Genomic DNA, 20971 nt, shown 5'->3' with positions numbered 1-20971 from the left:
CATCGAACAAGGAAAACCGTCCAATGAGCATTAACCTGAAGACGCTGATCGGCAAGCTGAACGACACCAGCCGTACCGCCGCCACCCGCGCGGCCAGCATTTGCGTGGGCCTCGGCCAGTTCGAGGTGGATCTCGAACACGTGTTCCTGGCGCTGCTGGAGCAACCCAGGAGCGACTTCGTGATCCTGGCCCGCCACAGCGGCATCAGCCCGCAGATGCTCGAAGCGGACTTGCAAGCCGAGGTGGCGCGCCTGAAAACCGGTAACACCCGCACCCCGGTGTTTTCCGCGCGCCTGCCCAAGCTGTTCGAAAATGCCTGGCTGATCGCCTCGCTCGACATCCAGGCAGGCCGCCAGACCAGCATCCGCAGCGGCCACCTGCTGCAGGCGCTGCTGACCGACAGCGAGCTGTCGCAGCTCGCCTATCGCGGCTCCAAGCTGTTCAATAAATTCAATGTCGACGAAATCAAGCACAAGCTGGTGGAACTGACCGCCGGTTCGCAGGAAGCGGCCCCGGTCGCGGCCAGCGCCGACAGTGCCGGCAGCAGCGACGAGGGCGCCGATCCGGTCGGCGAGCTGGCCGGGCAGGGCGCTTCCAAGACGCCGGCGCTCGACCAGTTCACCACCAACCTGACTCAGCGCGCGCGTGACGGCAAGGTCGATCCGGTGATCGGCCGCGACATGGAAATCCGCCAGGCGGTCGACATCCTGATGCGCCGCCGCCAGAACAACCCGATCCTCACTGGCGAGGCCGGCGTGGGCAAGACCGCCGTGGTCGAGGGCCTGGCACTGCGCATCGCCCAGGACGACGTGCCGGACGTGCTCAAGGGCGTGGAAATCCACACCCTGGACATGGGCCTGCTGCAGGCGGGCGCCAGCGTGAAGGGCGAATTCGAAAACCGCCTGAAAAACGTCATCGACGAAGTCAAGAAAAGTCCGCACGCGATCATCCTGTTCATCGACGAGGCGCACACCATGATCGGCGCCGGCGGCACCGCCGGCCAGAACGACGCGGCCAACCTGCTCAAGCCGGCGCTCGCGCGCGGTGAGCTGCGCACCATCGCCGCCACCACCTGGGGCGAGTACAAGAAGTACTTCGAAAAAGACGCCGCACTGGCCCGTCGCTTCCAGGTCGTCAAGGTCGAGGAACCGAGCGAAGAACTGGCGTGCGCCATGTTGCGCGGCATGGCGCCGCTGATGGAAAAACACTTCGGCGTGCGCGTGTACGACGAAGCGATTACCGAGGCCGTACGCCTGTCGCACCGCTACATCATGGGCCGCCAGCTGCCCGATAAGGCCATCAGCGTGCTCGATACCGCCTGCGCCAAGGTCGCGCTGGGCCAGAGCGCCACGCCGGCCCTGATCGAGAACCTGGTCAAAAAGCTCGACCGCATCGACGCCGAGATCGGCTCGCTGGCGCGCGAGGAAAGCAGCGGCGCCAGCCACACCACGCGCCTGACGGCGCTGCGCAGCGAACGCGCCAAGGCCAGCGACGAGCACGGCATCCTGGCCGCGCGCTGGGAACAGGAAAAAGCGCTGACCGAAAAAATCAAGGCGGCGCGCCAGGCGCTGGAAAACCCGGCCGAAGGCGAAGCGGGCAAGGCGCCAGCGAAGGGCGCCACGTCCGAGGTGCAGGCGTTGGTCGCGGAGTTGAAAACCCTGCAGGGCGAGGCGCCGATGGTGCCGGTGCAGGTCGATGGCCACGTGGTGGCGGAGATCGTGGCCGGCTGGACCGGCATCCCGCTGGGCAAAATGGTCAAGGATGAAATCAAGACCGTACTCAAACTCAAGGACAACCTCGAGCAGCGCGTGCTGGGCCAGTCGCACGCGATCGAAGCGGTGGCGCAGCGCGTGCGTACCTCGCGCGCCAACCTGGACGACCCCAACAAACCGAAAGGCGTGTTCCTGTTTGTCGGCCCGTCGGGCATCGGCAAGACCGAGACCGCGCTGGCCCTGGCCGACGTGCTGTACGGCGGCGAGCGCAAGCTCATCACCATCAACATGAGCGAGTACCAGGAAGCGCACAGCGTCTCGGGCCTGAAAGGTTCGCCGCCTGGCTACGTCGGTTACGGCGAAGGTGGCGTGCTGACCGAAGCCGTGCGCCGCAATCCGTATAGCGTGGTGCTGCTCGACGAGGTGGAGAAGGCCCACCCGGACGTGATGGAGCTGTTCTTCCAGGTGTTCGACAAGGGCGTGATGGACGACGCCGAAGGGCGCGAGATCGACTTCCGCAACACCATCATCATCCTGACCTCGAACGTGGCCTCGGCCGCCATGATGCAGGCGTGCCTGAACAAGGAGCCGCAGGATATGCCGAGCCCCGAAGAGCTCGAGCAGACCATCCGCCCGCACCTGATGAAGGTGTTCAAGCCGGCGTTCCTGGGCCGCATGAAGGTGGTGCCGTACTATCCGATCGCGGACGACGTGCTGGTCAAGATCATCGAGCTCAAATTGCAGAAGATCGCCCGCCGCATCAAGGAAAACCACAAGGCCGAGCTGACCTGGGACGACGCGCTGGTGGAAGCGGTGCTGGCGCGCTGCACCGAGGTCGATTCGGGCGCCCGCAACGTCGACAACATCCTCAACGGCAGCCTGCTGCCGGAGATCGCCGAAGCGGTGCTGGCGAAGATGGCCGAAGGCGCGACCATTGCCAAGATCAAGGTGGGTGCGGACAAGAAGGGCCAGTTCAAGTACGCCATCAAGTAGCCATCAAATAAGCTGCCGATAACAAGAAGGGGCGGTGCCTTGCGGCGCCGCCCCTTCTTGTTACTGCCGACAGTGATTACTGGTCCGGTTTAACGCCCAGCATGTCTTCGATGTGGCGCATCGAGTCGCTGTCCTTGACCACCGAGCGCAGCCAGTCGTGCAGGGTCTGCTCGCCGGCGTCGGCCGCCTTGTCGGCAAAATACGACACCGGGCTGTGCGGCTCGGTGCGGCGGAAGAATTGCGCCACCGCGCGCAGCTGTGCCAGCGCCTGGGCACGCGTCTGGATGGCGCCGGGCGGGCCGCTCGGCTGCGGTGCGGTCGGTACCGCGTCCGCTGCGCCATGCAGGTACTGGTCGGCCGTCGTTGCGCTGTCGGCAGCGGCGCTGACTGGCGATTCGGCTGCGGCTGCGGCTGCGGTGGCGGCCGCGGGCAGCATGCGTTGCAGGGTGACGATGGCGTCGCGCGCAGCCGAAAAGCCCGGGCTGTCCACGCCGAGGCGTTCGTCGGCCACGGCTTCGAGTTCGCGCAGCGCAGCGAGGCAATCCTGGGCGTCGGCCTGCATGGCGGCGTTGAACTGGGGCGTGTTGTTGCGACGCGCCGCCTCCATGTCGGCCAGGCGGGTGCCGGTGGGGTCGGCCACGCCGCCCTGGCCGTTGGCCTGCTTGCGTGCAGCTTCGAAATCGATGGTGGAATAGGCGCTGCCGCGACCTTCGGTCAGGGGAATTTCACGCACCAGTGCCGGCGTGCGGCCCAGGATCCAGCTCAGGTTGCCGATGCGCTGGTCATGGTCGTCACCGTCCGATTCCGGGTACAGGCCCAGGTCCCAGTAGTCCTGGCACAGGCCGGCGAGCACGCGGTAAGCCTGGCCCAGGCCGCGCAGGCCCGAAGTCTTGGCGCCGGCTTCGGCCAGCCACACGGCCAGCCTTAAATCCTTGCTCTTTTCCTGCAGCAGGGCGGCGCAGCGGCGCACCACGAAATCCCAGTCCGCTTCCTTGAGTTCGGTAACCCATTCGCCCTGGTCGAGCGACGGATCGTCGAAGCGGCGCGCCTGGGCGATGGCGTCGAGATCGGGCGAGAACGACAGGTCTTCACCGCTGGGCGCGGTCGGGGAGATGGGGTTAAGCAATTGTTCTGCTGAAAACATTCATGACCTTTCGATGTGGCGGTAGCTCAGGCTGACAGCCGCTTTTTTATTGGGCAATCCGGAACTCGATGCGGCGGTTGCGGGCACGGCCGTCCGGCGTATCGTTGCTGGCGATCGGCCGGTCCGAACCCTGGCCCGAAGCGCTGAGCATGTCGGGGTCGATTCCTTTGCCTTGCAAATAGGTCTTAACGGCTTCGGCGCGGGCCTGGCTCAGGTTCTGGTTGCTCGCTTTCAGGCCCTGGTTGTCGGTGTGGCCGATGATCTCGACCTTGCGGCCCTGCAGCTTGCGCATGGCGGCGCCCATCTGGTCGAGAATGGTGCGGCCCGACGGCGTCAGGTTGGCCTGGCCGCTCTCGAACTCGATGATGCGGTTGGCCAGCGTGCTGTCGAGGATGGACTGCTCGGCAGCCGAGACCCGCAAGCCATTGTTGATGACATAGGTGGGATTGAGGCTGGTGGCCATGTCGCTGGCGATCTTCTGGCGCTGCGCCTCGTTGGACACTTCGCCACGCACGCTGATGGTGCTGCCGTCGATCTTGAGCTGGCCGCGGCTGATTTGCTTGAGATTGGGCGTGATCAGCTTCTGTACATAGGTGTTCCAGTTGGCCGGCTGGGCCACCTGGCCCACGGCGATCTGATCGACCACCTTGTCGTCGCCATACACTTCGCGCAGGCGCGCCAGTACGGCAGCCTTGGTGGTTTCGTCGGGCACGGTGCCGCTGGCGAGCACCTGGCCCGGTTGCGGCGTGGCAGCGGCAGGCACGGCGGTCTGCGCCGACGCCGTGGCGGCAACAGTGAGACCCGCGGCGACGCCGAGAGAGAAAGTCAGGGAGAAAACGGTCCGGATAAAACGCATGATCAGGTTCCGATGAAGGCTGCGCGCAAGGAGTCGCAAGCCGATTTAAGTGAAAGATTGGGTTGCGCCAGGTAGGTCGAGACCTTCTTGATGCCGTAATCGGTGTCGACCTGCTCCTCGACCCAGTCCAGTTCTTCGAAGCCGATGTGGCGTTCGAGCGCGGCCTGGGGTTCCATGATGGCGTGCAAGGTCATGGCGGACGCGCCGCTGAACCCGAGCACCATCACCGGCTTGTCTTCGAGGCGGGTGATGAACAGCGCCAGTTCGAAGTCCGCGCGCATCAGGAACGGCGTGATCAGGTGCATCCAGAACGCGCCCACCAGGTTGCGGTACATGGGGTCCGATGGCAGCGGCAGCACCAGGCTTTTTTCGAGGCGGCTCGAACTGCTGGCCATGACCGGCTGCAGCAGCAGGCCCAGTGCCAGCAGCACCTGGCGCACGGTGCCGTGAAAACCTGATTGCGCCAGCAATGCTTCGAGCGCACCGACGGTTTGCAGCTCGAGGAAGTCGTTGAAGGCGGCGTCGTAGGCGGCACTGGACAGGTCCAGGTCGATGGTGCTGGCGGCTGCCGCTTGCAAGGCGCCGGCCGGTTCCGGCGCGGCCAGCACGCCGGCGGTGGTCGCCTCCAGCCGGCTCCACAGGCGCGACAGCACCAGCGGGCTGTTGGGCACGAAGCCGGCCGCGTCGCCCACGTCCAGCGTACTCATCATGAGGAACGGGAAGCGCCGGCTCGACTGGTCGCTGCTGGCCACGATGTGGCCGGCGATGGCCCGGCTGCGGCGCGGGCCGATGAACGCGAAATGCAGCGGCGCCAGTACGTCATAGGTCAGCTTCCAGCGCGCGTCGGCGCTGAGCAGGTCCATCGCATTGGCAAGCCAGGCGTCGAGCATATTGATCAGGGCCGGGTTGTCGCTGGCCTTGACGAAGTCACCACGGCTGGGAATCTTGCCGAAATAACCTACGGCAATAGGCGTCGCACGACTCATGGCTGGCTCCTTGGGGCAGGGGCGGCCGATGCTGCTGGGACTGGTGCTTGAGCTGGAGCTTGGGCTGGGCGGGCCGGCACCGCTGGCGCGCCGGACACCGGCAAGGCAGCCGCTGCCGCCGGTGCAGCGGCCGTCACGGGCGCCGGCACCGGCGCCGGTGCGGTCACCGTCTCCGGCAGACGCATGCGGCGGAAACCGGTGGCGGCGTTCGGCGGCGGGGCCGCTGGGGCCGGCGCCTGGTTGGTGGCGACGATGCGCAGGTTGGCGCGCACCACGACACCGCTGTTTTCCCAGCTCAGTTCGAACACGCCGCCGTCCTTGCGCTGGCGGCGCGAGGAGTCGATCATTTTCTTCAGGCCGAAGTGGCCCGGCTCGTTGAGCAGCACCACCGTGCGGCCTTCCGGCGTGATGGCGCTGATGCGCGAACCTGGCGAACCGAGCGGGTTCGGCCACACCATGTGGACCCATGGTTGCGGCTGGCCGCGCCAGCGCAGCGCCTGGCCATCGATTTCGATGGTGAACTCGGTGGCGCCGGTGGCGCCCAGCGCCTGGACGTCAAACTTGGTTTGCGCTTCGCCCGCGCTGGCCTGGGCGGCCACGCCGCCGGCCGACAGCGGCGCCACCCAGCCCGGGAAGCTGGCGATCACGCCGGGCGCCAGGGTGATGCCCATATTGGCCCAGGTCTTGGCGCTCAGGGTGTCGCCACGGCGCACGACCAGCGGGCCGATGGTGGTGTTGAAGTATTTCGCCACGGCGCCTTCCGGACCGAAGACCTGGCCGATCTCGGCGTCGGTCGCTTCCACCCGCGACTCGGGCGCAAACGGATACTTGATGGCGAGCGTGCGGGTGAACGGCTCGAGCACCTGCGCGGTCCAGACCTTGTTGATCTCGGTCTCGGTCGGCCGCACGATCACTGCAAAAGTCTGCATCAGCGGGCGCACCAGCAGCGGACGGATGGCCTGCTTCTGCGGATCGGTCATGCCGACCAGCATTTGCTCATCGACATACTTGAGTGCTTCGGCCAGCTCGGAACCGCTGCCGTCCAGGGTTTGCTGCATGAACTGCTTGGCGCCCGGGCCGGTATCGCCCTGGTTCTTGATCTGGTTGAAGCGCGCGCGCAGTTTCGACAGAGCATCCATGTAGCCGCCCATCAGGGTGGCGCCCTTGTCCTTGCTCACCACCAGGCGGGCCACGCCGGAGAACTCGCGTCCCACCGGCCCCATCGGGATGGCGCCGGTATTGACCGCGCTGGTATTGACGTTGATGTCGATGCCGGCCGGTTTCTGGCGCAGGATGGTCTGCTTGAACCAGCCGACGAAGCCGCGCTGGGCGCTCTTGAGACCGGCGTCGATCAGCGATGGATTGTCCCACGAGGTTTCTTCATAGACAGTCTTGATCAGCTTGTCGATCGGCGACGATTGCGGGTCGCCCAGGCGGTTCATGGCGGCAGCGGCCTGTTCGAACCCGTTCAGGTCGCGGATGCTCACGCCCTGGATGAACTTCTGCCATTCGCGGGCGTAGTCGTTCTTGTACAGTTCAAGCAGGGCTTTCTGAATCTGCTCCGGGCTACCCTCGAGCGTGAGGTCGTCCTTGGCGGCGGTTTTCAGCACCCAGTCGGTGCTTTGCAGCTCGCGGTTGGCGGCGTCGCGGAACGCGCCCTGGATGAACTTGTCCCAGGCATCGCGGGTAAAGGTGCCGGGGATGGCGTAGCTACCCACGACCAGTTCCTTGTCCTGGTCGCCGACGATGCGCGCCACCGTCATCGACGGGAAGCGGGTGGCGGCGCGGGCCTTGACGTCGGCGTACACGCGGTCGCGCGCCGGCATGCCGCGCACCACGCGGCGCAGGTTGTCACGGGTCTGGTCCACCAGGGCCAGGCGCGATTCGATGGTGGGCCACGATGGATCGTTGAGCTGGCTCAGGTAGAACGAGATCATGCGTTCGGCGCTGCGGATCATCTGTTCGCGCGGCATGGTGCCGCGGTTGCTGTCGAGCCACACGCGCCAGAAGCGGGTCAGTTGGTCGTTCAGGTGGCTCGCTTCGGCGCGCGATTTGTCGCTCAGCATCAGGTAAGTCTTGAGCGCGTTGTAGGCGTCTTCGACATTGGCCGGGTTGGCATCCTTGAATTGCAGCGCGCCGAAGTTGACGGCGGCGGCTGGCGACAGCGCCACGCCGGTGGCCGTGACAGGGAGCGCGGCCGGGGTACCCGTGATGGCGTCCGGGGCCGGCGCGAGGCCGGGTGCGCCAGGCGCCGCTGCCACTGCTGCTGCCGCTGCTGTAGCCGGATCGGCCGGCATGGCGTTGACCGCGCCCGATTGCGGCGGCCGCGACATCGGTTGCAGCTGGTCGGCGCCGCTGTTGACTTCACCGAGGAACGCTTCGATCGACTGGCCGACCGGCTTGAGCATGACTTCCTTGAGGCCGGAGAAATATTCTTCGCGCAGCTTGCGCTCGAGGAAGTCGCCCTGGTACAGGCCCAGGCTCAGCGACAGCGGGCGGTCGGTGCGATAGTTTTCCAGCTGCTCGATACGGTCCTGCAAGATTTCAAGCGCCTGGAAGCGCGACGCCAGGTCGAGTTTCTTGTCCTGCACCTTGACCGCCTGCGCCAGGTCGGCCTCCACGTTGGCGACCAGCTGGCGGTTGGCCATGTACGACCAGCTCCATCCGCCCAGTGCCAGTCCCACCACCGCCATGGCGGCAAAGAAGGTGATGTAGCGCATGCGCGTCTTGGCCGGGCTGGCGTACTGGGCGACCAGGTCCTTGTCGGCAAAGATCACGGTGCGGAACAGGTTGAGCAGGAAGTAGCCGTGCTGGTCGTGCACCTCGGACTGCGCGGCAGGCGCCATCTGCAGGTCGAAACGGTGCGCCACGCGTTCGGACGAGGCCGATACCGACTCGCCTTCCTGCAGCGCGCTGGTGAAGTAGAAGCCGCGGAACACGGGCTTGAACTGGAACGGATTTTCTTCGAACAGGGTGGCGATAAAGGTCCGCAGCGGCCCCTTGATCGAGCTGAATTCGAGCGGGAACGTGAACACGCCCGGCGCCATGCGTTCGCGCGATTGCAGCGCCATGTTGGCCAGGCTCATTTCCTTGAGGCCATCGTACAGCTCGTCGAAGCGCTTGTCGAATTGCTCCAGCACGTCCTGCCTGGTGCTGCTCTGGCTATAGGGCAGCGTGGCGCCCCATACACGGTCGCGTTCGTTGCGTTCGGCTTCCTGGAAGAATTCGTTGAAACCGGTGATCAGGTCGGCCTTGGTGAAGACCACGTAGACCGGCGCATGCACTTCGAGCTTTTCGGTCAGCTCCTGCACGCGCTGGCGCAGGTTCTTGGCCAGGTTGATGGCGAACTCGGGACGGCTGCCCGTCAGTTCGGCCACGCTGACGGCGATGACGATACCGTTGATCGGCGCGCGCTTGCGATATTTTTTCAGCAGGCCAAGGAAACCGAGCCATTCGGCGCGGTCTTCCTCGTTGACCGAGTAGCGGCCGGCCGTGTCGAGCAGGATGCCGTCGGTGGTGAAGAACCAGTCGCAGTTGCGGGTGCCGCCCACGCCTTGCACGATCTTGCTGTCGGCAAACGGGAACTGCAGGCCCGAGCTGGCAATCGCGGTACTCTTGCCCGCCGCCGGGTTACCGATCACCATGTACCACGGCAGCTCGTACAGGGCGGCGTCGCCGGACAGCTGGCCCAGCTTGGACGTCTTGATGGTGCCGATCGCCTCGAGCATGCGCTCGCGCAGGGCAGAGTTTTCCTCGCGCTGGGCGGCGTTAGCCTTGGGCAGGGTGGCCTGCTGCTCGAGCATGCCGCCAAACGCCGCGCCCGAACGCTTGCGCCGGTAGTACTTGAACAGCTGCACCGCGCCGTACAGCAACAGCGCGACAGCCAGCGCCGCCAGCACCCATTGGTAAGAGATCTCGAACACGGCGGCGGCGATCAGCAGTACGGCGGCAAACGCCGCGAAGCCGATCACAGCCAGGCTGAAACGAGCGGTGAGAAATTGCCAGAATCGTTGCATCATAATGTGGCGTACAAGGGTTGAGTAAAGTGGTTCAGGCCGCGTCTGCCAGTGTTGCTGCGATCAGCAACACTGCGCCACGGTGGAAGGGATCGATATTGCTCACGCACAGCGCCGGTCCGGCGCCTGCCTTGACTTGTTGCTGCGCCAGCACCAGCGCGGCCATGGTGGCGACAGCGCCGGCGTCGCCGCAGGCCGCTGTCACGTTCAGTACCTCGCCTGGATCGAGCTCGGGGGTGATCTTGGTGGCCATGCCCAACATTTCGCCCATGCGGCTGGGCCGCTGGTCGCTGTCGCTGGTCAGGGTGGCGATGGCGGCCGGGTCCACCTGGGCCGTGGTCAACGCCTTGCCCGCCAGTTCCACCAGCAGGTCGGTATCGCCGCGCGCTTTGCCATCGGCGGAGGCGCCGCGCATGGCGCTGGCGGGAGGATAGAGCAGGGCGGCGCCCGACAGGTCGAACAGCGACGCCTGCCCGCGGTCGGCGAGCAACAGGCCGGCCGCGCCTTCGCCCGGAATGCGGCCATGCGGGTGATCGCTGTCGAACAGGATCGCCTTGCCAGCCCAGTCGTCAACGCTGCCGGCGCCTATGCGCGAGTGGCAGGCTACCATCAGGCATAGCAGCGGCTGGCCGGCGTCGCGCGCCGGTTCTTCCATCTGGCTCATTTGCGACAACTGCGCCAGGTGCACCATCTGCCCTAGTTGCACCAGCGGCAACTGGGCGGCTGCCACGGCGACCGCCGGCGCCAGGCGGGCGTCAGGCCAGCCCGCCCGCACCACCAGCTGGCGCAACCACTGGGCGCCGGCCAGTTGCTCGGCTGGCGCCCATTCCGGCGGCATCAGCGCCAGCAGCTTGAGTTGCGGCAGCGGCGGCGGCGCCTTGCCGGCAGCAACGGCTTGCAGGTAAGCGGGCAGGGCCGGATGTGGAGCTAACTCCAGTGCGAGTTCGGCAGTGATGCTGCTGCCCAGTGCGAGCGCGCGCCACTGCTCTTCTTCGAACTGGGCCTCGGGGTGGTGCTCGGCCAGCCAGTCGGCCATCTCGTCTGCCTGGGCAGCGCCATCGACGTCGGCGATGCGCCCGGCCAGGATCGGGTAGCCGCTGTCGTTTTGCAGTTCGGTATCGAGCTCGAGCGACACCCGGCGCGACAGCATGGCGTCGGCCAGCTGGGCAGCGCTGTCGCCGTGCGGCATGCGCAGGGCGCCGGCCAATATCGCCAATGGCTGTGCGGCAGCGGCCGGCGCCGCTGCCGGGGCTTCGGCGGCGCTGACTGCCATCGCGCTGGCGGCGGCGGCACTGGCGGCGCTGGCGGCGAGCACTTTGCGCCCCACCCACACGGCCAGACCGATGAGGGCCAGTACCAGCAGCGGCAGCACCACCAGATAGATCACCAGGTCGTCGGAATTGGGCATGCGCCGCGTTTCGCGCCAATACCAGACCGCGCCCAGCCAGCAGGCGCCGAACGTGGCGACCGCGAGCAAAGATATCTTCAGCCAGGGCCGCATTACCGCATTCCCTTATTGATCAACGTACCCGCCATGCGGTCTCCTATCCTTTTCGTTTCATTACGCCGGGCAAGCGCAACTCGGTATGCCCGAAATCCATCATCTTCCAGCGTCCACCCCACGTCAGGCCCACCGATTCGGCGACTTCGCCGTACAGCTGGTAACCGCGCATGGCCCATGGATCTTTTTCTGAAATGACCAGCTTGCCATCGCGCAGGAAGGCGCAGTCGGCGGCCAGGCCGTACTGGTGCCAACTCTGGAATGCGGCGGCGTTGGTGACATTGGTGCCCATGCCGGCGAGCATGTTCTGACGTTCCGGGCTGCGATAACCTTCCAGGATGGCCATGTCGTAGCCGTGCTGTTCCTTCATGATCTTGAACACCATCAACAGGCGTTGCGTGTATTCCTGGTTCATCAAGTCCCAGTTACGGCTGGCCGAAACCAGCATCGGGCGTTCGCGTTCGATCGCCGCGCTGGCGAACACGGCAGGTGGGAGCGCCACTGGCGGCACCAGTTGCTCGCCCTGCAGCAACTCTGCCACCTGGGTGTTCACTTCACGGGTCGAGACGTCATAACCGCCCAGCATGATCTTGCCGCCCGCGAAAAACGCGACCAACGGCGGCACGCTGACCAGCAACAGGCCAGCGATGCACAGCACGGCATGGCGGCGCATGAAGCTGCCAATGTCGCCCGCACTGAAAAAGCTCGGCGCGGCACGCGTGATGGCGGCGCTGGCGGCAGCGGCGCCGGTGGCGCGGCGGCGGCCCATGGACGTGACGGCGCGCCGCACCGATGCATCGGTACGGGCGACCAGGTCGCCAACAAAGCTGCGCCCGGCAGGGAAGAACAACAGCCAGCAGGCCGCGCATGCCAACAAAAAATAGAGTACTACCGCCAGTAGTAACACGAAAACCTCAACCCTTGACCGTTAATGTGGCGCCCAGTGGACGTCCATTCCCACCAGCTTTAGAACTGCGGGATTAATTATTGCTTGAGAGTATATCTTACTAGTCTGATAATGGGCGTTATGATTGATTTCAATTGTGCGCTGCCAGACAGTGTGCAAGTCTGAACTATTTTTCAACCATGCGGCGCATTGAAGTTGAATAGCGTAAAGTATTGCAAAAACTAATAGGAGTTCGAATTTTGCAACATAACGACGACAGCCCCAAGCGCGAAGACAGCCCCAAGCGATCCCGCCCGAGTTTGTTAACTCCGGCACAACAGGCGGAGGCCGACCGCCATCGTATCCTGTCCCAGCTGGAGACCGGGAAGGCTGGCAAGCCGGCAGTCAGGCGCAAGAAGTCGCTGGTCTGGGTCGGCGCTGGTGCGCTGGCCGTTGCGATCGCCGTTATCTTTGGCGTATGGGCCAATCACGATGACGCGGGCGATGCGCACCTGGCAGCCGTGTCGGCCGCAGCGACAGGCGGTTCAGCCGTTCCTGCCCCTGCGCCTGCTGTTCCCGCAGCGGCTGCGGCACAAACTGCCAGCAGCGACGTCTCTGCGGACGAAGTGTTGTCCTCCGCAGCGCCTGCTGCGGTGATCCAGGAAGACCGGGCGGCGCAGGCGCAGGACAAGAAACAAAGCCTGGGCGAGATGCTCGAGAATAACAGCGAGGCAGCGGTGTCGCCAGCGGCTGGCAAGCACGATCCGAACATGCTCAGCAGTGCCCTGGAGACGCCATCGGCAAACGCTGTGGCGTCGCAGCCAGCGCACAAGGCTGTCGTGAAGGAAAAGCCCAAGGCCAAGCCGGCGACTGTCGCCAAGACGACGCGTCCGAAGGAAAAAGAAAAAACCACTCCGGAGGAAGAGAACGATATCGCGCTGCTGGCGGCACTGGTGGCGCATACCCAGTCGGAAGAGCGCCGGGCCGAGCCGCCGAAAAAGCCACGCGTGAGCCTGGACGAGCAACTGAATCAATGCAGAAAATTATCGAAAACCAAGGCGGCACAATGCCATGAGCGTGTATGCGAAGGCCGTAGTAAAACTGGCGGGTGCAAGGTAAAAGAATGAGTCTCGGATCATTGCAACAAGTCGTCTCTGCGCTTGGCGAGTTCGCCAGTGTCACGCGACTTTACGAGCTGACGCTCGAGGGGGCGGACGCCACGCTGCTGGTGGAAGCGTTTGCGGCCGAGGATGGCTTGCAGAGTGTGGGGCAGCGTGACCTGATCCTGCTCTCGACCAACGCCTACCTCGACCTGGCCAAGCTGCTGGGCCAGCAGGCCGTGCTCGAGGCGAGCCTGGCCGACGGCACCCGTACCCGGTTTACCGGCCTGGTCACCGAAGCGGCCATGCTGGGCAGCTTCGGCGGCCTGGCGCGCTATCGGCTTCGCTTGCAGCCATGGCTGTGGCGCCTGGGACAGGTGCGCAACAGCCGGGTGTGGCAGGATAAAACCGTGATCGAGATCGTCGAGTCGGTTTTTCAATCTTACGCGCCGCTGGCGCAGTGGCGCTGGAGCGACGAGACCGCATCGATCATGGCCGGGGCCGGCGCGCGCAGCTATTGTTGCCAATACCGCGAATCCGATCTCGATTTCATTACCCGCCTGCTGACCGAAGAAGGCCTGGCGTGGCGCTTCGAGGAAATCGACGGTGGCCAGAGCATGGTGCTGTTTGCCAATAGCAGCAACGCCACCGCCACGCCGGCGGACGCCAGCAGCGAGTCGGGCGGCGGCATCCGCTTCCATGGCGCGCGCGTGGGCGAGTCGGCCGACACTATCCAGGCGCTGCGCGCGCACCGCAGTCTGCGGGCCGGCCTCAGTACCGTGCTCAGTTACGACTACAAATCCAAGAAGGCAGTCGCTGCCAGCGTGCCCACCCAGGGCGCGGTCGGCGGCGCCCGCGCGCCGCGCCTCGAGAGTTACGACACGCCCGGCCAGTATTTTTACGCCAACGGCGAACAGGCCCAGCGCTACGCGCTGTTGCAAATGGAGGCGAACGAAGCGCGCCGCCACCTGTGGGATGGCCGCTCGACCGTGCGCACCCTGCGCGCGGGAACACGCTTCACGCTCACCCAGGGACCGCTTGGCGCCGGTGGCGAAGACCAGCAGTACGTGGTGTTGCGGGTGGTCAGCGTGGGTGTGAACAACCTGCCCACGCCGGCCAAACAAGGCCTGGCCGAACTGTTCGGCCCGATCCCGGAACTGCTCGACGAAACCATGCCCGAGCAGCCCGACAACTTTGCCGCCGTCATCGCCCAGGCAAGCGACAGCGGCTATGCCAACCACTTCGAGGCCATCGCTGCCGCCACGCCGTGGCGCCCGGTCATCGGCGAAAACGGCCTGCGCCACCACCCGAAACCAACCGCCCACGGCAGCCAGAGTGCGATCGTGGTCGGCGCCGGTGGCGGCAATGGTGCGGCCGGCGCCGATGAAATCTACTGCGACAACCTGGGCCGCGTGCGCATCGCGTTCCACTGGCAGCAGGACGCCAACGCCACCTGCTGGGTGCGCGTGGCGCAGCGTTCGGCCGGCGGTGGCATGGGCAGCCAGTTTTTGCCGCGCATCGGCCAGGAGGTGCTGGTGCAGTTCCTGGAAAACGATATCGACCGCCCCATCATCGTCGGCGCGCTCTACAACGGCCAGGGCGAGGGCGGCCAGCTGCCCACGCCGGGCGGCAAGAGCGAGCGCGACAGCGACACCGCCGTATTCCAGTCGGCGCACGATCATGGTATTTCGGGGCAGGGCAACCTGGCCGGCGGCAACAGCCCGCTGTGGCACGGCGCCGCTGCCGACAACGCCGGCCATCGCAATAGCGCCGCCCAGTGGGGCATCCGCAGCAAGGAGTTTGGCGGCGCCGGCTATAACCAGCTGCTGTTCGACGATACCGATAACCAGGGCCGCATCCATCTCAAGAGCAGCCACGCAGCGAGCGAGCTGACGCTGGGCCACCTGATCCACGCCGCCGACAACTACCGCGGCAGCCTGCGCGGCACCGGCGCCGAGCTGCGCACCGACGGCTACGGCGCCGTGCGGGCAGGCGCCGGTTTGCTGGTATCGAGCTACAAGATCACGCACAGCCCGGACAGCCGCGATCCGGCTGGCGACAACAGTGCCGGCATGGCGCTGCTCAAGCAGGCAGCGACGCTCGCGCAAACCTTCAGCGACGCCGCCAAGACGCACGAGACGGTGGCACTGGCCAGCCACCTGGGGGCGGCCCAAGCCGACAGCAGCGTGCTCGACGACAAGGCTGCGCCCATCAAGGCTCTGCAAACCGCCACGTCCGGCATGCTCAACCAAAACAGCGTGGACGCCGCCAAGGCCGAGGCGCCGCAGAAACCGGTGGCGCCAGCCGACGACAAGCTGCCGCATACCACCGATGCGATTATCGCGATTGCGGCCAAGGCAGGATTGGGCGTGCTGTCGGGCGAAAACCTGCAGCTGGCCAATGGCGAAACGATTACCCTGATGAGCGGGCAGGACACCCAGTTCGCCACCGGCGGGCAGATGCGGGTGCACAGCGGGCAGGCCATCGGCCTGCTGGGTGGGGCGATGAAGGCTGGCGAAGCCAATGTCGGCCTGCAGATGATTGCGGCCAAGGGGGCGATCGAACTCCAGGCGCATGCGGACGTGATGAATGTTCAGGCGCGCGACGAGGTCAATATCGTCAGTGCCAATGCCCATATTGATTGGGCGGCGGCCAGGAGTATTAGTTTGTCGACGTTGGGCGGGGCGAATATTACGATTGCCGGGGGAAATATCACGGTCCAGTGCCCGGGCAAGATCACTATCCACGCAGGCAAGAAGAGCTTTACTGGACCAGTTGGTAAAGGATATCCGCTACCGGAATTGCCACGGTCTGCCTTGCCGGTCCGCGACATGGCATTCAATCTACGCCTTGCCGATACCCCTGGACCCAACGGCCATGCGTTGAGCAATACGCCATGGAAAATCGCATTTGGCGCGATGCCAGACGGCATGGCTTACGTCGAAGAGAAGCAGTTGCTGGCAAGTGGCTTAACCGACGACGAGGGCAACATCAAGTTGACACCCGATCAGGAAAAGCAGCTGGCCAAGACGTACGCTGGCAACCCTGACAGCACCTGGATTGTCTACCCGGGGCACGTGGTGCGCTTGAGAGTGGCCGACGAATCCCCCGATTGGACCGAAAAGGAAAAACTTTTCCATGCGCTCAACTCAGCAGATTTCAGCACAGCATTGCACGGTACCATCTTTGACGACGCTGCCTTATCTCATACCAGCTACGCCAAAACTGCATTCGATGTGCTCGATCCCAAGACCATTTTTGCCAAAATCAAAGTCTAGCGTATGACCCAAAAGAATATCTCGCAACTCGTTACAGCGGACGGCAAGCCCGTTGCTCCAGCCACATCAGCGCCTGGTTGCTTTATTCATGAAGATGAGCCGCTGAGAAAATTCCCGGACATGAAGTGGGCCAAGCCATTTTCGGAGCCGCACAGTGGCAATCAGGTGGATTTTTACGTCACTGGCGAAGAGTATTTCAATGCCGTCGCCGCTGCGATTGAAAGCGCCACGACCAGCATATTCATCACCGGCTGGCAAATCAACTTCGATGTTGAGCTCAAGGGCGGCAAAACGCTGTATGAGTATCTCGAGGCGGCAATCGACAAGCACCCCGCATTGCATATTTACGTCATGCCCTGGTTATCGCCGAAGGTGGGCGTCGACACCGGTGACTTTGAAACCATGCTGGCAATTTTCCAGTTGAATGCTGGCTTGCCGCCTCCTGCACGCGCTTTCGCGCTGCCAGCAATTGCCCAAAGCGACATGAAGGCTGGCTTGGGAATCGGATTTTCCCACCACCAGAAATTGGTAGTAATCGATCAGAAGCGCGCCTTTGTCGGCGGTATTGATCTGGCATATGGCCGCCGCGATAACGGCAAGTTCTCGTTACGCCATGACGGGCGTACTGGCAATGAGCTCTACAACACGTGCGTCCCAGCGGTCTACGAATTGACACATTCGGATCAAGTGCATTACCTGACCAGAGCTGAGCTGGTAGCCGCATGCTTCGACGGCAAGTTCGGATCTGTTTCGCAATTCATCACATCGGCGCCGATGGACATGATCGCGAAACCTCAGGATGCACTCAAGACCGTCAGCGATTTTAAAAAGGATACCTATAAGCGCATCGGAGATTGGTGGACCAATGCCGATCTGCTGCCCGACTTCGTCAACAAGGCGGCCGACATCCCGGTCGATATGGCGCAAGCTGCTTCGCGCTGGACCTACAAGCGTATTAACAAGGATTCGAGGGAAATGCTGGATCGCCTTCGTACCAGCGGCAGCGCGAATGCTGCCGACGCCGCTTCAGCACTAATGGCCTGGCTGAACAACGCCAATATGGATCAGTTGCCGCATGCCTTAAGAGAAGGAACGGTTACGCTAATCGAGTCCTTCATCATTGCAACTCTCGGATACCTTTCAGGTGCCACCGATCAGAATGCGAATCGCTACGCCAATCTGCAAAAGCTGCGCAAAATCGTACCGCCGAGCGGAAAAACGATTTCAACCGACCAGCCACGCATGCCATGGCACGACGTCCATTCATCGATCGAAGGACCGGCCGCCAGCGACCTGGCCCGCAATTTCATCTTGCGCTGGAACGGGGTCGCTCATCGCTATGAGAATTCGAAGACGAGTGTTGTCTCGAACCCGGCGCTGGCGACGATTTTCCGAAGCCTGGGCCTGAAGGGGACCAAACAGCTCAAGGTGCCCCGGCTGGCCGCAGCTCCACCGCCAGCGTCGCAGCCGAAAAAGGGGACTTGCTGGGTCCAGGTATTGCGCAGCGCGCCATTAAGAATGCAGAAAGACGAAGAGCGCGCCGTACCCGGTTCCACGTCTGCTCCTGCACAGATGGCGCAAAATAATTGTCTCAAGGCGATGTTGACGGCCATTCAGGGCTCGCAAAAATTCATCTATATCGAGGGGCAGTTTTTTCAGTCTGAATATGGCGCGGACTCTGCCGAAGGTACGGCATTATCGGGGCCATTAGCAGCGCTGCTTGATATCACATCATCGAAGCAATATGAGAAATATGCACGACAGCTTGAAATCTATGGTTTAGCTCCAGCAGATATCCCCGGGGCCATCAGGTGGTCGCAAGTTGACGACGTAATGGCTGACACAAAAGGCAAGGGGGCTGATTTCATGAATGACCTCTACGCGACGCTGGGAAATATTGCATCGGTCAAGGCGTCGCAGCTAATGGGGCCGCAGCAGAAATCCATGATCAACAAAATAGGCGAGGCACTGGCATTGAGGATCGAGGCAGCAATTGTTGACGACTTGCCATTTCACGTCTACATGGTGATACCTGTGCACCCGGAAGGGACTCTGAACACATTAAACATCATGACACAACTGCACTTGACCATGCAGTCCTTGATTTTTGGGAACGAAAGTTTAGTAAACCGGATCCGTAAAGCATTGGCTTGTGCCGAACTTCGAGCCAATGATAAAAAACTGAAGCGCGAAGCCGCAATGCGGATCGTCAGCGGTTATACCACTGAGGAATTGATTTCGGTTGCAGGCGATGGATGGAAGGCCTACCTTACTCTTTTGAATCTTCGAAACTGGGACTCAATAAATAAGCGGAACGTTACAGAGCAGATTTATGTTCACTCAAAACTGCTCATTGCTGATGATCGGGTTGCAATTCTGGGAAGTGCGAATATCAACGACCGAAGCCAGTTAGGTGATCGAGATTCTGAGCTGGCGGTAGTCATTAGAGACGATGCAAATGCGAACGTCAAACTGAATAATTCGGAAATTGATCTGGTCAGTAAGAGTGTTCATAATTTGCGGGTTCGATTATGGAAAAAGCTTTTTGGCCTGACTGATGGTGCCAAGTTGCCTGCTACGAAATTGATGGAAATGATAGAAAGCCCTGCCGCCGAAAAAACAATAAAAGCAATTCAAGATATTGCGGAAAATAACCTAATTTATTACAGTAAAGCATTTCCTTTTTTGCCACTTGATGGCCAGCCTAGTTCGATATGGCCGACCTGGAGCAAAGGTAAAAAAAAGCTCAATTGGCACATGCCTTTCAATGATCGTTTTTGGCGGCCAGATGAAGTTAGAGATGAACTGTTTACGTGGAGCGCTAATCAAAGGGCCCCGGAGAGCGCTCCTTCTGGAATTCAAGGGTTTATCGTGGCGCTTCCGTCCAAATGGACGGAAGGTGAAAATAATATATCCGGGATGAATTTAAGTCTTCTGGCAAATAATGGCAGAAGTGGACTTGAAGTAGAGGGTATTCGATATGCCAGTGCGGATTCCGATGCCTTAAAAACAATAGAGAAAAACGTTTAATATCTGGAAGGTATTGCAATGAGAATTCACTACTTGGTATGTCTACTTGCCTTCACTTGCTCGATCTGGACAGGTGCTGTGAGCGCGGATGAAAAAGATCCATCTCAACCCTCTAAAAGACCTTCATTAGACCAAATGAAAGCGTCGAGTATGTTTTTATACAAGCCAGATCCATCAGTTTCGCAAGAGTGCTTAGGCCGTATCATATGGACTTCAGATAAATCTATCGAATGGCCCGTGTATTATGATATGGATCAGCTTAAGTCGTTTAACCATTATTTTAGTGAGAAAGTATTTTCTCGGGGGGACACAATTCGATTTGGAAATACCGATGTAGCAGTTAAAAAAATTAAAAACGGCGCTAAAGAACAAATTATAAAATTTCTACCACATAATCAAATTAAATCTTTCAAAGAAAGGTTGGAGCAAGCAGAGAAGCAAGAAAGAGTCGCCTTTAAAAATAAGGATGGGGATGTGAGGCAGCGGCAAATATATTACTTGGCAACTTCTCGGGTTGAAAGGTTTAAAAAAAGTATCGAGGAAATTTCCGGTAAATACAGTCCGTATGATTCTGGTATCGCAGAGAGCTATGGATATGGATTCACGGAAGAAGAACCGTCGAGAAATGGTGATCGGTATTCTATATTAAAGACTTATTTATTCATTGGTGACTATGTATATAATTTCGAATCCAGGGAAACAATAAAGCCAGATATGTCCGAGGAAAAACACCGTGAAAAATTTTCTGCTCTCCTGAAAAGTTTTCGTCCGCGCCGCATGAATGAGATTCCTACAGAGCTCGGAGTTTGCATTCCTTTTGGATTCCTTCCCGATGATGGAAGAACCATAACTGATATTAAACAATCTTTTCGATGGAAAGATGCTCCCGGAGTTTTGTACACAATTCACACCGGAAATGTCCAAGCACGCCAGTTAAAGTCGACGGTTCTCAATGCTGTGGCAAGTTCCCAAGTGGGCAGATTCGGAACTGACGAGGAAGCGGAGGTCAAAAAGCATGTTGATCAGCGGATCGGTCCAAGGCAAGTAAAAATTGGCGGATTAACTGGAGAACAAGGTGGTGTTGCTTTGAAGGTAACTGCCCCGGGCGCAAAGCCTTATGAGGCTTATTCTGTATACAGTGGCTATGCAGGATGGCTCGGGACAGACGTACTGCCTTTTATCATTGTAGACATGCAATCCTTCACTATCGATCAAGCGCCAGAACTAAAAGAAAATCCACCTCCGTTCAAGCAAAGCAAGCAACGGCTTGATGATATGTTGAAGTACATGCGCATAAGGCAGACCAATCCACCGATGCCGGAACTGGCCGGGGGAAAATAGTTGGCGCGGCGTGCTACGCATTGCGGCAATTGGAAGCGAACGACGCGCACCGTCACCGACGCGCGGCGTTCGTCTTTGCGAGCACAATATCTATGCGACCGCTTCACGCTCACCTGGGTTCTGCTTTG

Annotated in this window: 11 protein-coding genes; 5 read left to right on the top strand and 6 right to left on the bottom strand. The window is 61.6% G+C overall.

Translation table 11 applies throughout. The features are described from left to right. Nucleotides 1-23 precede the first annotated feature (23 nt). Nucleotides 24-2705, top strand: coding sequence for a type VI secretion system ATPase TssH (gene tssH / locus J2X54_RS07875; RefSeq protein WP_310179640.1), 2682 nt, complete (start codon nucleotides 24-26; stop codon nucleotides 2703-2705). 76 nt (nucleotides 2706-2781) lie between these two features. Here tssH and tssA read toward each other — a convergent pair whose 3' ends face one another. From tssA to J2X54_RS07845, 6 genes are all read right to left on the bottom strand, one after another. Further along, nucleotides 2782-3831 (bottom strand): type VI secretion system protein TssA, encoded by a 1050-nt coding sequence (gene tssA / locus J2X54_RS07870; protein WP_404990889.1) that lies wholly within the window; start codon nucleotides 3829-3831, stop codon nucleotides 2782-2784. 64 nt (nucleotides 3832-3895) lie between these two features. Further along, a complete protein-coding gene (locus J2X54_RS07865; RefSeq protein ID WP_310179638.1) occupies nucleotides 3896-4705 on the bottom strand; it encodes an OmpA family protein in 810 nt (269 codons plus the stop codon). Nucleotides 4706-4707: 2 nt separating this feature from the next. Further along, complete coding sequence (gene tagF, locus J2X54_RS07860; RefSeq protein ID WP_310179637.1) at nucleotides 4708-5691, bottom strand: type VI secretion system-associated protein TagF; 984 nt, start codon at nucleotides 5689-5691, stop codon at nucleotides 4708-4710. Further along, the gene (gene tssM, locus J2X54_RS07855) at nucleotides 5688-9707 is read right to left on the bottom strand and encodes a type VI secretion system membrane subunit TssM (RefSeq protein ID WP_310179851.1); all 4020 of its coding nucleotides are present in this window, start codon (nucleotides 9705-9707) and stop codon (nucleotides 5688-5690) included. Before tssM ends, tagF begins: the two co-directional genes overlap by 4 nt. Nucleotides 9708-9741: 34 nt before the next feature. Beyond that, complete coding sequence (locus J2X54_RS07850; RefSeq protein WP_310179635.1) at nucleotides 9742-11184, bottom strand: hypothetical protein; 1443 nt, start codon at nucleotides 11182-11184, stop codon at nucleotides 9742-9744. A gap of 67 nt (nucleotides 11185-11251) precedes the next feature. Then, on the bottom strand, nucleotides 11252-12115 hold the full coding sequence (locus J2X54_RS07845) for a M15 family metallopeptidase (protein ID WP_310179633.1): 864 nt from the start codon (nucleotides 12113-12115) through the stop codon (nucleotides 11252-11254). 239 nt (nucleotides 12116-12354) lie between these two features. Between J2X54_RS07845 and J2X54_RS07840 the strand changes: the two genes are divergently transcribed. The 4 genes from J2X54_RS07840 (at nucleotide 12355) to J2X54_RS07825 (ending at nucleotide 20843) form a co-directional block, all read left to right on the top strand. Beyond that, complete coding sequence (locus J2X54_RS07840; protein WP_310179632.1) at nucleotides 12355-13221, top strand: hypothetical protein; 867 nt, start codon at nucleotides 12355-12357, stop codon at nucleotides 13219-13221. After that, the gene (locus J2X54_RS07835) at nucleotides 13218-16472 is read left to right on the top strand and encodes a type VI secretion system Vgr family protein (RefSeq protein WP_310179631.1); all 3255 of its coding nucleotides are present in this window, start codon (nucleotides 13218-13220) and stop codon (nucleotides 16470-16472) included. Before J2X54_RS07840 ends, J2X54_RS07835 begins: the two co-directional genes overlap by 4 nt. A gap of 3 nt (nucleotides 16473-16475) precedes the next feature. Next, nucleotides 16476-19502, top strand: a complete 3027-nt coding sequence (locus J2X54_RS07830) for a phospholipase D-like domain-containing protein (RefSeq protein ID WP_310179629.1) — start codon at nucleotides 16476-16478, stop codon at nucleotides 19500-19502. A gap of 78 nt (nucleotides 19503-19580) precedes the next feature. Beyond that, nucleotides 19581-20843, top strand: a complete 1263-nt coding sequence (locus tag J2X54_RS07825) for a T6SS immunity protein Tli4 family protein (RefSeq protein ID WP_310179627.1) — start codon at nucleotides 19581-19583, stop codon at nucleotides 20841-20843. Nucleotides 20844-20971: the final 128 nt, after the last annotated feature.

The sequence above is a fragment of the Duganella sp. 3397 genome, assembly GCF_031456625.1.
Taxonomy (GTDB): Bacteria; Pseudomonadota; Gammaproteobacteria; order Burkholderiales; family Burkholderiaceae_D; genus Rugamonas; species Rugamonas phyllosphaerae.
The sequence above is the reverse complement of the archived record's forward strand: the minus strand, read 5'-3'. Positions and strand labels throughout refer to the sequence as shown.

Coding starts and splice junctions, on each gene's coding strand:
- tssH (WP_310179640.1), top strand. CDS start 24: ATGAGCATTAACCTGAAGACGCTGATCGGCAAGCTGAACGACACCAGC.
- J2X54_RS07865 (WP_310179638.1), bottom strand. CDS start 4,705: ATGCGTTTTATCCGGACCGTTTTCTCCCTGACTTTCTCTCTCGGCGTC.
- tagF (WP_310179637.1), bottom strand. CDS start 5,691: ATGAGTCGTGCGACGCCTATTGCCGTAGGTTATTTCGGCAAGATTCCC.
- tssM (WP_310179851.1), bottom strand. CDS start 9,707: ATGCAACGATTCTGGCAATTTCTCACCGCTCGTTTCAGCCTGGCTGTG.
- J2X54_RS07835 (WP_310179631.1), top strand. CDS start 13,218: ATGAGTCTCGGATCATTGCAACAAGTCGTCTCTGCGCTTGGCGAGTTC.
- J2X54_RS07830 (WP_310179629.1), top strand. CDS start 16,476: ATGACCCAAAAGAATATCTCGCAACTCGTTACAGCGGACGGCAAGCCC.